This window comes from Streptomyces sp. CB01249, from assembly GCF_001905735.1.
Taxonomy (GTDB): domain Bacteria; phylum Actinomycetota; class Actinomycetes; order Streptomycetales; family Streptomycetaceae; genus Streptomyces.
Genome location: NZ_LISW01000001.1, coordinates 382,420 through 396,358, shown reverse-complemented (window position 1 = coordinate 396,358; position 13,939 = coordinate 382,420). Strand labels below are relative to the sequence as shown.

The following is a 13,939-nucleotide window of genomic DNA, read 5'->3' as shown; positions in this document are numbered from 1 at the left end:
GCGGCCTCTTTGGTCCTGGTCGTGACAGCCCCCACGGCGGCCGCCGCTCAATCGGCCGGGTCTGGCCCCGGAGGCCAAAGGCCCACGGGTGACCGGACGTTCAGCACGTCCTTCGAAGAGGACGAAAAGCAACCGGACTGGCGTAATTCCGTAGAAGAGGGCCCCGACGGAAAGAAGCGGTCATCGGGTATCGATGGCGGATTCTCCTCCGGAATACCGGGCAATGTGACCGACCGGGTCACCGACGTCCGCGCCAGCGACGAGAACACCGGCGGCGGGGAGGTGAAGGAAAACCTCGTGGACGGCGAATCCGGCACGAAGTGGCTGTCGTTCGAGCCCACCGCCTGGCTGGAGTTCGACCTCACCGAGCCGGTGAAGGTCGTGACGTACGCGCTCACCTCCGCCGACGACCACGACGAGCGCGACCCCAAGGACTGGACGCTCCAGGGCTCCGAGGACGGCAAGACCTGGACCGACCTGGACACCCGGACGGGCCAGACCTTCAGCGAGCGCTTCCAGACCAAGTCGTACGACTTCGAGACGGACAAGGCGTACCAGCACTTCCGCCTGAACATCACGAAGAACAACGGCGCCACCGACGCCACCCAGCTCGCCGACGTCCAGTTCTCCGACGGCGACACCTCCGCCCCCGCGCCCTCCGACATGCTCACGCAGATCAGCAACGGCCCCTCCGGCTCCCCCACCGCCAAGTCCGGCGCGGGCTTCACCGGCAAGAAGGCGCTGCGGTACGCGGGCACCCACAAGGCGGACGGCCGGGCGTACTCGTACAACAAGGTCTTCGACGTCAACACGCGCGTCGAGCGGGACACCGAGCTGTCCTACCTGGTCTACCCGCAGATGGGCGAGACGGACCTGTCGTACCCGGCCACGCACGTCGCGGTGGACCTGGCCTTCACGGACGGCACCTACCTCAGCGACCTGCGTGCCACCGACACCAACGGCGGGCTGCTGACGCCGCAGGGCCAGGCGGACGCCAAGCGGCTCTACGTCAACCAGTGGAACAAGGTCGAGGCCGGCATCGGCACCGTCGCCGCGGGCAAGACGATCGACCGCATCCTGGTCGCGTACGACTCCCCCAAGGGCACGGCCAAGTTCCAGGGCTGGATCGACGACCTGAAGATCGCGCCCACGAAGCCCGAGAAGCGCAAGGCGCACCTCTCGGACTATGCCTCGACCGTCCGGGGCACCAACTCCAGCGGCTCCTTCTCGCGCGGCAACAACTTCCCCGCGACGGCGGTCCCCAACGGGTTCAACTTCTGGACGCCGGTCACCAACGCCGGCTCGACCAGCTGGCTCTACGACTACGCGCGGGGCAACAACGACGACAACCTGCCCACCCTGCAGGCGTTCGCCGCGAGCCACGAGCCGAGCCCCTGGATGGGCGACCGGCAGACCTTCCAGCTGATGCCCTCGGCGGCCTCCGGCACCCCGGACGCCTCGCGGACCGCTCGCGCGCTGCCGTTCAAGCACGAGAACGAGACCGCGCGGCCGCACTACTACGGCGTGACGTTCGAGAACGGCCTCAAGGCCGAGATGACGCCGACCGACCACGCGGCGCGGATGCGGTTCACGTATCCGGGCAAGGACGCGAGCATGGTCTTCGACAACGTCTCCAACGACGGCGGGCTCACCCTGGACCCGGCGACCAGCTCGTTCACCGGCTTCTCCGACGTGAAGAGCGGCCTGTCGACCGGCGCGACGCGCCTGTTCGTGTACGGCGTCTTCGACGCGCCGGTCACCGCGAGCGGCAAGCTCTCGGGCGGCGGCGGTGACGATGTCACCGGCTACCTGCGCTTCGACGCCGGCAAGGACCGCACGGTGAACCTGCGCCTGGCGACCTCGCTGATCAGCATCGACCAGGCGAAGAAGAACCTGGCCGCCGAGATCCCCGCCTCGCGCTCCTTCGCGCGGGTCGAGGACAAGGCGCAGGACGCCTGGGACGACCTGCTCGGCAAGGTGGAGGTCGAGGGCGCCACCGCCGACCAGCTGACCACGCTGTACTCCAGCATGTACCGGCTCTACCTCTACCCGAACTCGGGTTCCGAGCGGGTCGACGGCAAGGACAAGTACGCCTCCCCCTTCTCGCCGCAGGTCGGCTCGGACACCCCGACGCACACCGGCGCGAAGATCGTGGACGGCAAGGTGTACGTCAACAACGGCTTCTGGGACACCTACCGGACGACCTGGCCGGCCTACTCGCTGCTGACGCCCGAGAAGGCCGGTGAGATGGTCGACGGCTTCGTCCAGCAGTACAAGGACGGCGGCTGGATCTCCCGCTGGTCCTCGCCGGGCTACGCGGACCTGATGACCGGCACCTCCTCGGACGTGGCGTTCGCCGACGCGTACGTCAAGGGCGTGGACTTCGACGCGAAGGCGGCGTACGACGCGGCCGTGAAGAACGCCACGGTCGTCCCGCCGTCCTCGGGCGTGGGCCGCAAGGGCATGGAGACGTCCCCGTTCACCGGGTACGCCGACACCACGACCCACGAGGGCATGTCCTGGTCGATGGAGGGCTACGTCAACGACTACGGCATCGCCAAGATGGGCGAGGCGCTGTACAAGAAGACGCACGAGCAGCGCTACAAGGACGAGTCCGAGTACTTCATGAACCGGGCCCGCGACTACGTGGAGCTGTTCGACGACAAGGCCGGCTTCTTCCAGGGCAAGGACGCCAAGGGCGACTGGCGGCTGCCGTCCGGTCTGTACGACCCGCGCGTCTGGGGCTACGACTACACGGAGACCAACGGCTGGGGCTACGCCTTCACCGCTCCGCAGGACAGCAAGGGCCTGGCCAACCTGTACGGCGGCCGCGACGGGCTCGCCAAGAAGCTGGACACGTACTTCGCCACCCCGGAGACCGGCACCCCGGAGTTCGCGGGCAGCTACGGCGGCGTCATCCACGAGATGACGGAGGCCCGTGACGTACGGATGGGCCAGTACGGGCACAGCAACCAGGTCGCCCACCACGTCACGTACATGTACGACGCGGCCTCGCAGCCGTACAAGACGCAGGAGAAGGTCCGCGAGGTCCTGGGCCGTCTGTACACGGGCAGCGAGATCGGCCAGGGCTACCACGGCGACGAGGACAACGGCGAGCAGTCGGCCTGGTTCCTCTTCTCCTCGCTCGGCTTCTACCCCCTGGTGATGGGCAGTGGCGAGTACGCGATCGGCTCGCCGCTCTTCACCAAGGCGACGGTGCACCTGGAGAACGGCCGCACGCTGGTCGTGAAGGCGCCGAAGAACAGCGCGAAGAACATCTACGTACAGGGTCTGAAGGTCAACGGCAAGAAGTGGACCTCCACCTCGCTGCCGCACGACCTGCTGGCCAAGGGCGGGACGCTGGACTTCGACATGGGCCCCAAGCCGTCCGCCTGGGGCACCGGCAAGGACGCCGCGCCGGTCTCCATCACCAAGGACGACCAGGTGCCGTCCCCGCGGAAGGACGTGCTGAAGGGCGAGGGCCCGCTCTTCGACAACACCTCGGCCACCACCGGCACCGCCGCCACGGTCGAGCTGCCCGTCCCGTCCGCCGCCAAGGGCGTCCAGTACACGCTGACCTCGGCCGCCAAGGCGACGGCGCCGAAGGGCTGGGTGCTCCAGGGCTCGTCGGACGGCAAGAGCTGGAAGGACCTCGACAAGCGGTCCGGCCAGTCCTTCGCCTGGGACAAACAGACGCGGGCCTTCTCCGTGAAGTCCCCCGGCTCGTACGCGCACTACCGGCTGGTGTTCGACGGTGAGGCGTCGCTCGCGGAGGTGGAGCTGATCGCCTGACCGAGCTGTGCGACACGACCGGGCGGGGCCTTCTGGTCCCGCCCGGTCGTGCTGCGTACGGCGGGTTCGGCCGAAATTGGTCTACACCAAGTTTCTCCCAAGTCCCGCTCCACGCTTGACCCGGCGCATTGGTCCAGTCCAATCTCCGTACAAGACGGCCGTCTGGCATGCACACATAAACCGCACCCGTATCCGGAGGTGGCACGATGTCCGCACGCCCAGCAGGCTCCCCGACCGCGCAAGTGCGCGGGCCGGCGACCCGCGCCCGACGCAACGGAGCGCTGGCGGTCGCCGCCGTGCTCGTCGCCTCCGGGGCCGCCCTGGCCGCCGTCCCCGGCCACGCCGCCGCGGCCGACGCCGAACTCCTCACCAACGCCGGCTTCGAGGCCGGCTCCCTGAGCGGCTGGACCTGCACGAACGGGGGCTCGGTCACCTCCACCGCGCACAGCGGATCCGGCGGCCTGGCCGGCAACGCCACCGCCGCCGACACCGGACAGTGCGGCCAGACCGTGGCCGTGCGGCCCAACACCTCGTACACCCTGTCCGGATGGGTGCAGGGCTCGTACGTCTACCTGGGCGCGACCGGCACCGGGGTGGACGCGAGCGCCTGGGCGCCCTCCGCTTCCTCGTGGCAGAAGCTGTCCACGACCTTCAAGACCGGTGCGAACACCACCACGGTGACGGTCTACACGCACGGCTGGTACGGACAGGGCGCCTACCATGCGGACGATCTCAGCCTCACCGGACCGGGCGGCGGCTCCACGACCCCGCCCACCGACCCGCCCACCGACCCGACTGATCCCCCCCACGGACCCGACCGACCCGCCCACCGACCCCAACGGGCCCGCCGGTGACGGCAAGGTCACCACGCCCACGGCGCTGACCGCGTCCAAGGTCACCGGGAACGCGGCGGTCCTCACGTGGAAGGGGTCGACGACCTCCTCGCAGGACGGCGCCATCGCCTCGTACAAGGTGTGGTCGGGCGGACAGCTGGTGGCGACCTCGATGGGCACCACCGTCGCCGTCAGCTCGCTGCTGCCGAACCACGCCTACACCTTCACCGTGCAGGGCTACCAGGGCTCGCACGCCTCCGCCCAGTCCACGGCGGTCACCGTGAAGACGGGTGCGGCGCCCGCCGCGAAGCCGTACGCCTCCGCCTACTTCGACCAGTGGGGCATCTACGAGAACGCCTACTACCCGAAGCACATCGGCACCAGCGGGGCCGCCGCCGGTCTTGACGTGGTCACCTACGCGTTCGAGAACATTCATCCCACGACGCACAAGTGCTTCGAGACGATCAAGGCGTCCGACGCGGGCAACGAGGACAACCCGAACGCGGGCGACGGTGCAGGTGACGCCTACGCCGACTACCAGGCCGACGTCTCGGCGGCGGACAGCGTGGACGGCACCGCCGACGTCTACGAGCAGCCGCTGAAGGGGAACTTCAACCAGCTGCGCGCGCTGAAGGCGAAGTACCCGAACCTGCGGTTCACCGTGTCGCTGGGCGGCTGGACCTACTCCAAGTACTTCTCCGACGCCGCCGCGACCGACGCCTCCCGGAAGGCGTACGTCTCCTCCTGCATCGACATGTTCATGAAGGGCAACCTGCCGAAGAACGTCCAGGGCGACCCGTCCGGCGGCCCCGCGTCCGCGGCCGGCATCTTCGACGGGATCGACATCGACTGGGAGTACCCGGGCTCGGCCGGCGGTCACACCGGCAACCACTACTCCCCCGCCGACAAGGCCAACTTCACGCTCCTGCTCAAGGAGTTCCGCACGCAACTCGACGCGTACGGCGCGACGGTCGGCAAGCGGTTCCTGCTCACCGCGGCCCTGCCCAGCGGCCAGGACAAGATCGCGTACCTGGAGACCGACCGGATCGGCGACTACCTGGACTACGCGGACGTCATGACGTATGACATGCACGGATCCTGGGACGCCACCGGGCCCACCAACCACCAGGACCCGCTGCACGACAGCCCCGCCGACCCGACGACGCCGATCGCGCCCGGTACCGCGAAGTACAACCTCGACACCGCCGTCACCGCGTACACCGACGGACTGCCCGACTACGGCATCCCGGGCGGCTTCCCGGCTTCCAAGCTGGTGCTCGGCGTGCCCTTCTACTGGCGCGGCTGGACCGGCGTCCCGGCCGGCGGCGACTTCGGGCTCTACCAGTCGGCCACCGGCCCCACGCCCGCGAAGCAGCTGAGCCAGGAGGCGGGGCTCGCCGCCTGGAAGGAACTGAACGCGACGGAGGCCCAGACCCACTGGGACCCCGTCACCGAGAGCTCCTGGATCTACGACGGCACCAACTTCTGGACCGGTGACACCCCCCGCGCCATCCAGGCACGGGCGGACTACGCCAAGAGCAAGGGCCTGGCCGGGATGTTCGCCTTCTCGCTGGAGAACGACGACGCCTCGGGCACCCTGCTCAACGCGATGACCGACGGCCTGCGCTGAGGCCGCCGGGCCGGGCCGCTGCCCTCAGGTCCGTTCCGGTGTGTCCGGAACGGCCGCCGGGAACAGGCTCTCCGGCAGGGTGACGTTCCACGCGGTGATGACCGGGTTGCCGTGCTCCCGGCCCAGCCGGGACACGGCGCCCGTGGCCAGTTGGAAGAGGGTGCCCTCGGCCGGGGTCAGGCGCAGGTAACGGGCGGTCAGGACGCGCAGGAAGTGCGAGTGGGCGACGAGCACGATGTCCCCGTCACCGGCGCGTCCGGCCGCCTCCGCGACCTCGGCCAGCACCCGGTCCGCCCGGTCCCCGACCTCGGCCGGGGTCTCCCCGGGGTGGGCGGCGGGACCGGCGTCGACCCCGTCGGTCCAGAGGTTCCAGTCGGGCCGGGTGCGGCGGATCTCGTCCGTGGTGATGCCCTCGTAGCCGCCGTAGTCCCACTCGCGCAGCTCCGGGGTGATGCGGGGCGCGGCGAGCCCGGCGAGCTCGGCGGTGCGCCGGGCCCGGACCAGGGGGCTGACCAGGGTGAGCGCGACCGAGCGGTCGGCGAGCAGGGGGGCCAGGGCGCGGGCCTGGCGTTCGCCGAGGGGCGTCAGGGGCAGATCGGTGTGGCTGGTGTGGCGCCCGTCGCGGGACCACTCGGTCTCGCCGTGCCGGATCAGGATCAGCTCGCCCATGTGAAGGCCATCCGCTCTCAGTGCTGTTACCGCTCGCGTTCACGTTCCGTACAGGCGCTAACCCGCCGGTCCACGATCGCATTCCGGCCGGGGCGGCGCGGGCGGGCGCGCCCGGGAGACGTCAGTGCCTGAGCCGGTCGGCGTCGGACGACGCCTCGGCGAACGCGCGGGTGAGCGGTGACTCCGCCGCCGTGCGCCAGACCAGGGCCCAGCGGCAGGGGGGCGCGTCGCGGATGGGGACGTAGGCCAGGCTCGGCCAGGCGTAGAAGTCCTGCGTCTCGGCGGGGACGGCGGCGGTGGCCTGGCCCGAGGCGACGACGCTGAGCGCCTCCTGCCAGGTGGTGACCCGGGGGCCCCGGCGGACCGGGCGGCCGGAGGGGGTGTGCCGGGGGTTGAGGACCTCCTCCATGGCGGCGGGGATCGATCCGCCCTCGACCACGGCGCAGTCGCCGAAGTCCTCCAGGCAGACGGATTCCCGCCCCGCGAAGGGGTGCCGGGACGAGACCATCAGGAGCAGCGCGGAGGTGTGCGCGGTCGGCAGGACGGTCAGGCCGGGCCCTTCGGCGGGCAGCCATACGTAGACCATGTCCACGTCGCCCGACAGCAGGAGGTCGAGCGGTGAGGCGGGCTGGATCTCGCGGTGCCGGACGCGGGCGTCGGGGTGGCGGGCCTGGAAGAGGTCGAGGGTGTCCTTGATCTGGAGGGCGTACGGGCCCATGGTGCCGAGGGTCAGGGTGCCCCGGGTGCCCCGGGCGCTGGCCTTGGCGGCTTCGATGCCCTGGGTGATCTGCTCGTGGCCGCGCTTCAGCGCCTCGTACAGCTGCTCGCCGAGGGGTGAGAGGCGCACGGTGCGTGTGGTGCGGTCGAAGAGGGGGCCGCCGATGAGGCGTTCCTGTTTCCTGACCAGCTGGCTGACCCGGCCGGGGCTGACGCCCAGCCGCTCGGCGGTGCGGCTGAAGTGCAGCTCCTCCGCGAGCGTCAGGAATATCTCGATCTCCCGCATCTCCACGCCCGGCCCCCCGGATTCTTTAGTCCAGAGTCAAAAGACGTTACCAGTAACGTCGTTGATGCCTGTCGCTCGTCGGTGAAGACTGGTGGGCGCTGCCCTCGACCGGGGGTGCGCACGAGTGGGCAGGCCCGGCTGCCGTTCCAGGAGGTGCCGTGCCTGTCGGATATCTGATCCCGGTGCTGATCGTCGCGATCGGCACATGGTGTGCGCTGAGACCGGTGCCGTTCGAGCACCCGCTGGGCCGCGCCGGCTACATCTTCGGGCTGGCCGCCAACGAGCTGCCGTTCGCCGCCTTCTTCTGGATGCTGTTCGTCCCGACGGCGATGGCCTTCGCCCAGGACGACGTCATGGACTCGCCGGGCGCCTGGTGCATCGTCGCGCTGGCCGCTCTGACCGCGCCCGGGCTCGCGGTGATCGCCCACCGCGCGTGGGGCGATCGGGACCGGATCGAGCGCGCGATGGCCGAGGGTCTCGGCAAGAGCTGGCGCGCCGAGATCGACGCGGACCTCGCCCAGGGACTGCGGCACCGGCCCCCGTGGTTCCGTGTCCTGTTCGTGCCGATCCTGAAGCGCCGCTCGGATGTGCGGCGCGTGGCCAACCTGTCGTACGGGGATGCGGGGCGCCGCAATCTGCTCGACGTGTACCACCACCGGGCCCGTCCGCAGGGTGCGCCCGTGCTGATCCACATGCACGGCGGCCACTACAGCGGCGGCCACAAGAACAGCCAGTCGCTGCCGCTCCTGTACCGGCTGGCGAGCCGGGGGTGGGTGACCATCAGCGCCAACTACCGGCTGAAGCCGCAGGTCCGGCACCCCGAGCACATGATCGACCTGAAGCGGGTGATCGCCTGGGCGAGGGAGCACGCCCACGCGTACGGTGCCGACCCCTCGACCCTGTTCGTGGCGGGCAGTTCGGCGGGCGGCCACATGGGCTCGATCGCCGCGCTGACCCCCAACGACCCCGCGTTCCAACCGGGTTTCGAGGACGCCGACACCTCGGTCTCCGGGCTCGTCGTGCTCAACGGCTTCCTCGGCTCGTACTGGCACCAGGGCCCCGAGTCGTCGCCGCTGGGCCGGGCCCGGCCGGACGCGCCGCCCATGCTGATCGTCCACGGCGACCTGGACCCGCTGGTGCCGGCCGACGACATCCGCGAGGTCGCCGAGGGGCTGCGCGACGCGTCCGAGAACCCGGTCGTGTACGCCGAGCTGCGCGGCGGGAACCACGCCTTCGACCTGTACCACTCGCTGCGGTTCGACGCGGTGGTGGACGCGGTCGAGGCGTTCACCGCCTGGGTCAGATCGCGGGAACGCTCGCCCCGGGCGTGACGGTCACCGCCTCGTACGGCCGGTCCGTGTCGGCGGTGACCCGCAGCGTGCCGCCCTCACGGATCACCTCGTACGTGGCGGCGGGCTCGCCCGTGAGGCCGGGGACGGTGACCGTGCGGCGGAGGTCGCCGGTGCCCTCGGGGGCGTACACGCGCAGCTGGAGGTTCTCCGTCCAGTCGCCGTCGGGGCGGGAGGTGTCCGCGCCGACCGGGAGGACCGCGCCGGGGCGGACCAGCAGCGGGAGGCTGTCGAAGCCGTAGGTGTCCCGGTGCCAGGCCGGGCCGGTGACCGTCTCGCCGGTGAGCAGGTGGGTCCAGGTGCCCTCGGGGACGTAGTACTCCACCTCGCCGTCCTCGCCGAAGACCGGGGCGACCAGGAGGTCGGGGCCGAGCAGGTACTGCCGGTCGGCGGTGCGGGCGGCCGGGTCGTCCGGGAACTCCAGGAGCATCGGGCGCATCACGGGGACGCCGGTGCGGTGGGCCTCGACGGCCGCCCCGTACAGGTAGGGCATCAGGCGGTGCTTGAGCTCCGTGAAGCGCCGGGCGACCGCGACCGCCTCGTCGCCGAACTCCCACGGGACGCGGTAGGACGAGGAGCCGTGCAGCCGGCTGTGCGAGGAGAGCAGCCCGAAGGCGAGCCAGCGCTTGAAGACCGCCGGGTCCGGGGTGCCCTCGAAGCCGCCGATGTCGTGGCTCCAGAAGCCGAAGCCGGACAGGCTCAGGGACAGGCCGCCGCGCAGGGACTCCGCCATGGCCTCGAAGGAGGACCAGCAGTCGCCGCCCCAGTGGACGGGGAACTGCTGGCCGCCGGCCGTGGCGGACCGGGCGAAGAGGACGGCCTCGCCCTGGCCGCGCTCCTTCTCCAGGAGCTCGAAGACGGCCTTGTTGTACAGGTGCGTGTAGTAGTTGTGCATGCGCTCCGGGTCGGAGCCGTCGTGCCAGACGACGTCGGTGGGGATGCGCTCGCCGAAGTCCGTCTTGAAGCCGTCGACGCCCTGGCCGAGGAGGGTGCCCAGCTTGTCCTGGAACCAGGCGGTGGCCTCGGGGTTGGTGAAGTCCACCAGGGCCATGCCGGCCTGCCACTTGTCCCACTGCCAGACGTCGCCCTCACGGGTGCGGACGAAGTAGCCCCGGGCCGCGCCCTCCGCGTACAGGGGGCTCTTCTGCGCGATGTACGGGTTGATCCAGACGCAGATCCGCAGGCCCTTGTCCTTGAGCCGGGCGAGCATGCCCTCCGGGTCGGGGAAGACGGCCGGGTCCCACGCGAAGTCGCACCACTGGTACTCGCGCATCCAGAAGCAGTCGAAGTGGAACACGGAGAGCGGGATGCCCCGCTCGGCCATGCCGTCCACGAACGAGGTCACGGTCGCCTCGTCGTAGGAGGTGGTGAACGAGGTGGTCAGCCAGAGTCCGAAGGACCAGGCCGGGGGCAGCGCCGGGCGGCCGGTGAGCGCGGTGTAGCGGGCCAGCACCTCCTTGGGGGTGGGTCCGGCGACCACGAAGTACTCCAGCGTCTGGTCCTCGACGCTGAACTGCACCTGGCCGACCGCCTCGGAGCCGACCTCGAAGGAGACCTTGCCCGGGTGGTTGACGAAGACGCCGTAGCCGCGTGAGGAGAGGTAGAACGGGACGTTCTTGTACGCCTGCTCGCTGCTGGTCCCCCCGTCCGCCTGCCACATGTCGATCACCTGGCCGTTCTTCACGTACGGCGTGAACCGCTCGCCGAGCCCGTGGATCGTCTCGCCCACCCCCAGCGCGAGCTGCGCGACCATGTGGTGCGCGCCGTCGCCGGTGGTGGCGAAGGCTGTCCCCTTGCGTCCGGCGGCGGTCAGGGCGCGCCCGTCCGCGTCCCGGAACTCCAGGCCGAAGCCGCCTTCGGGGACCCGGAGGGTGAGCGGCCCGCTGGTCAGCTCGGCGGCCCCGGCGTCCTCGCGGGTGGCGGCGGAGGGGTCACCGGTGGCGCCGGGCAGGGCGAAGTCGGGGCCCGGGTGGCGCTTGCCCGCGAGGTGGGTGACGCGGACGCCGATGACGCCTTCGGCGGGGGCGTACGCCTCCACGGTGATCAGCGGGGCATTCAGGGTGTCGCCACGCCGCGTCACGCGCTGGACGGCCGCGTAGGCGGTGAGGCGGTCGGCGTCGAGGCGGAGGTCGCGGAGTTCGGTGGCGTACGAGGCGTGGACACCGTCTCGCATCTGCCAGAAGCCGTCGGTGAACTTCATGGGGGGGTCCGTTCCTGTGGTTCCTGATTTTGATCGTACACAAAACAAATATTTTTCGAAGCGCTTCGATTCGGCCGCCAAAGCCCAGGGATCCGCCGGAACAAGGGCTAGAACACCCCGCGCAAGCGGCCATGTTTCCCCTGTGTGACCTGTGCGTCACCGGGACGGTCTAGAAACGGACGCCCTCATGCCGTATTAGTACTGACAGCAAACAAATCGGTCGGACGGCAGCGCAGCCGCCCGGGCCCTTGCCGACAAGAGGCAGCTGAATGTCGAACCGCTTCACCCCACGGGTCGCCGTCCCGCTCACCGTCGTCTCCGCGCTGATCGGCGGTGCGGTCCTGTCGGGCTGCGGCCAGCAGCGGGACCCGGACGTCTACACCGTCCTGAACTCCTCGACCGACGAGTCGTACCACCGCTGGGACGCCGAGACGCTGGCCCGGTGCGGCAAGCGGCTGGGGGTGACCATCGAGCAGCAGAGCGTCCCGGCCTCGCAGGTGATGACCAAGGCGCTGCGGATGGCGTCCTCGAAGTCGCTGCCCGACGTGCTCCAGTTGGACGCCTCCGAGATGCCGACGTTCGCCGACGCGGGCGGGCTGATCCCGCTGAAGGACCTGGGGCTGACCACGAAGGACATCCCCGAGGGGATCGTGGACTTCGGCTCGTACGAGGGGACGTACTACGGGGCCGCGCGGACGGTGAACACGCTGGCGCTCTTCTACAACAAGGACACCCTCGACAAGGCCGGCCTGAAGGTCCCCACCACCTGGGCAGAGATGCGCGAGACCGCGAAGAAGCTCACGAGCGGCAAGCGGTACGGACTGGCGCTCAGCGCGGGCGGCGCGGAGGACGGCGTCTTCCAGTTCACGCCGTTCATGTGGTCCAACGGCGGCGACGAGACGAAGCTCGACAGCCCCGAGGTGGCCGGGGCGCTGGACTACTGGAAGAGCCTCCTCAAGGACGGCTCGCTCTCCAAGTCCACGGTCAACTGGACCCAGGCCGACGTGAACGACCAGTTCATGGCGGGCAACGCTGCGATGATGATCAACGGCCCCTGGCAGGTGGAGACCCTGAACTCCAGGAAGGGGCTGAACTGGGGCATCGCCGAGATCCCGGTCCCGAAGGCCGGCGACGACTCGGTGGGCCCGCTGGGCGGCGGCGTGCTGACCGTGCCCAACACCGGTGACGAGAAGCGCGAGAAGACGGCCGCGAAGATCATCGGCTGCATGTCCGGCGAGCAGGAGCAGATCACCTACGCGCGGAACAGCTGGATGGTCCCGGCCAACGAGAAGGCCGCCGCCGAGTGGCGTACGAAGGTGCCGGAGCTCGACGCCCTGGCCGACCAGGTCGCCACGGCCCGTTCGCGTACCGCCAAGCTCGGCGCCCGGTGGTCGTCCGTCTCCCTCGCGCTCCAGAGCGCGTTCCAGTCCGCCCTGACCGGCGAGTCGAGCGAGGCCGCCCTCACCCGCGCCCAGAAGCGCGCGACGAGCGGGAACTGAGGTATCCGAACCATGTCGACCACCACCGCTGCCCCGGCGCTCGTGACCGCGAAGACCGCGAAGCCGCCGAACCCCGCCCGCGTCCGGCGCCGCAGGCGGCTCGCCCAGTGGGGCTTCATCGCCCCCGCCGTGATCTTCATGGCGCTGTTCTTCGGCTACCCGCTCGTCCGGAACATCGTGATGAGCTTCCAGGACTACTCGCCGTCCACCTTCTTCACGGGCGAGTCCCCGTTCAACGGAACGGACAACTGGAGCAAGGTCTTCAACGACGAGCTCTTCGGAAAGGCCCTGGTCCACACCGTCCTGTTCACGATCGGCTCGCTGATCGGGCAGTTCTGCGTCGGCCTCGGCCTCGCCGTCTTCTTCAACCGCCGCTTCCCGCTGAACGGCGTGCTCCGGTCGCTCATCCTGCTGCCGTGGCTGGTCCCGATGGTCGTCTCGGGCGTCGTCTGGCGGCGCATCCTCGACCAGGACACCGGCGTCCTCAACTCCTTCCTCGGCACCCTCGGCCTCGGCGGCGACACCCCGTGGCTGACCAGCACGAACATGGCGCTGATCTCGGTGATCCTGGTGAACATCTGGATCGGCATCCCGTTCAACATGGTGATCCTCTACGGCGGACTCCAGGAGGTCCCCAAGGAGCTGTACGAGGCCGCCTCGCTGGACGGCGCCTCCGCCTGGCGGACGTTCCGCTCGATCACGCTGCCGATGCTGCGGCCGGTGATCACCGTGGTCCTGGTGCTCGGCTTCATGTCGACGGTGAAGATCCTCGACCTGATCCTGGCCCTCACCGACGGCGGACCCGCCGACTCCACGCAGACCCTGGGCACCCTCACGTACCAGAACTCCTTCGTCCAGCTGGACTTCGGAGCGGGTGCCGTGGTCGGCAACATCCTGATCCTGATCTCCGCCGTCTTCGCGGTGTTCTACCTGCGGGCCAACCGCAACGAGGGGAATTGACATC

Annotated in this window: 7 protein-coding genes and 1 pseudogene; 5 read left to right on the top strand and 3 right to left on the bottom strand. The window is 69.9% G+C overall.

Features of this window, described 5'->3' with window-relative positions; translation table 11 throughout:
• The first annotated feature begins 225 nt into the window (after positions 1 to 225).
• Together AMK18_RS01610 and AMK18_RS01605 are read left to right on the top strand one after the other, a co-directional pair.
• Positions 226 to 3,792 (top strand): GH92 family glycosyl hydrolase, encoded by a 3,567-nt coding sequence (locus AMK18_RS01610; protein ID WP_073861362.1) that lies wholly within the window; start codon positions 226 to 228, stop codon positions 3,790 to 3,792.
• Positions 3,793 to 4,034: 242 nt separating this feature from the next.
• Positions 4,035 to 6,255, top strand: a pseudogene (locus AMK18_RS01605) (glycosyl hydrolase family 18 protein).
• Between the two features lie 24 nt (positions 6,256 to 6,279).
• On the opposite strand, the gene AMK18_RS01600 reads toward AMK18_RS01605, so the two are convergent.
• The gene (locus AMK18_RS01600) at positions 6,280 to 6,924 is read right to left on the bottom strand and encodes a histidine phosphatase family protein (protein ID WP_018100736.1); all 645 of its coding nucleotides are present in this window, start codon (positions 6,922 to 6,924) and stop codon (positions 6,280 to 6,282) included.
• Positions 6,925 to 7,045: 121 nt separating this feature from the next.
• A complete protein-coding gene (locus tag AMK18_RS01595) occupies positions 7,046 to 7,927 on the bottom strand; it encodes a LysR family transcriptional regulator (protein WP_202533223.1) in 882 nt (293 codons plus the stop codon).
• 158 nt (positions 7,928 to 8,085) lie between these two features.
• Between AMK18_RS01595 and AMK18_RS01590 the strand changes: the two genes are divergently transcribed.
• On the top strand, positions 8,086 to 9,258 hold the full coding sequence (locus AMK18_RS01590) for an alpha/beta hydrolase (RefSeq protein ID WP_073861361.1): 1,173 nt from the start codon (positions 8,086 to 8,088) through the stop codon (positions 9,256 to 9,258).
• On the opposite strand, the gene yicI is transcribed toward AMK18_RS01590, so the two are convergent.
• On the bottom strand, positions 9,227 to 11,476 hold the full coding sequence (yicI, locus tag AMK18_RS01585) for an alpha-xylosidase (protein ID WP_073861360.1): 2,250 nt from the start codon (positions 11,474 to 11,476) through the stop codon (positions 9,227 to 9,229). The two genes, AMK18_RS01590 and yicI, sit on opposite strands and share 32 nt — an antisense overlap.
• Positions 11,477 to 11,745: 269 nt before the next feature.
• On the opposite strand from yicI, the gene AMK18_RS01580 reads away from it, so the two are divergent.
• Positions 11,746 to 12,975, top strand: coding sequence for an ABC transporter substrate-binding protein (locus tag AMK18_RS01580; protein ID WP_018100740.1), 1,230 nt, complete (start codon positions 11,746 to 11,748; stop codon positions 12,973 to 12,975).
• Between the two features lie 12 nt (positions 12,976 to 12,987).
• Entirely contained in the window at positions 12,988 to 13,935 is a 948-nt protein-coding gene (locus tag AMK18_RS01575; RefSeq protein WP_073861359.1) for a carbohydrate ABC transporter permease, read from the top strand.
• Positions 13,936 to 13,939 lie beyond the last annotated feature (4 nt).

What these genes read in the sequence shown, in the direction of transcription:
- AMK18_RS01575 (WP_073861359.1), top strand. Translation starts at nt 12,988, where the DNA reads ATGTCGACCACCACCGCTGCCCCGGCGCTCGTGACCGCGAAGACCGCG.
- AMK18_RS01580 (WP_018100740.1), top strand. Translation starts at nt 11,746, where the DNA reads ATGTCGAACCGCTTCACCCCACGGGTCGCCGTCCCGCTCACCGTCGTC.
- yicI (WP_073861360.1), bottom strand. Translation starts at nt 11,476, where the DNA reads ATGAAGTTCACCGACGGCTTCTGGCAGATGCGAGACGGTGTCCACGCC.
- AMK18_RS01595 (WP_202533223.1), bottom strand. Translation starts at nt 7,927, where the DNA reads ATGCGGGAGATCGAGATATTCCTGACGCTCGCGGAGGAGCTGCACTTC.
- AMK18_RS01600 (WP_018100736.1), bottom strand. Translation starts at nt 6,924, where the DNA reads ATGGGCGAGCTGATCCTGATCCGGCACGGCGAGACCGAGTGGTCCCGC.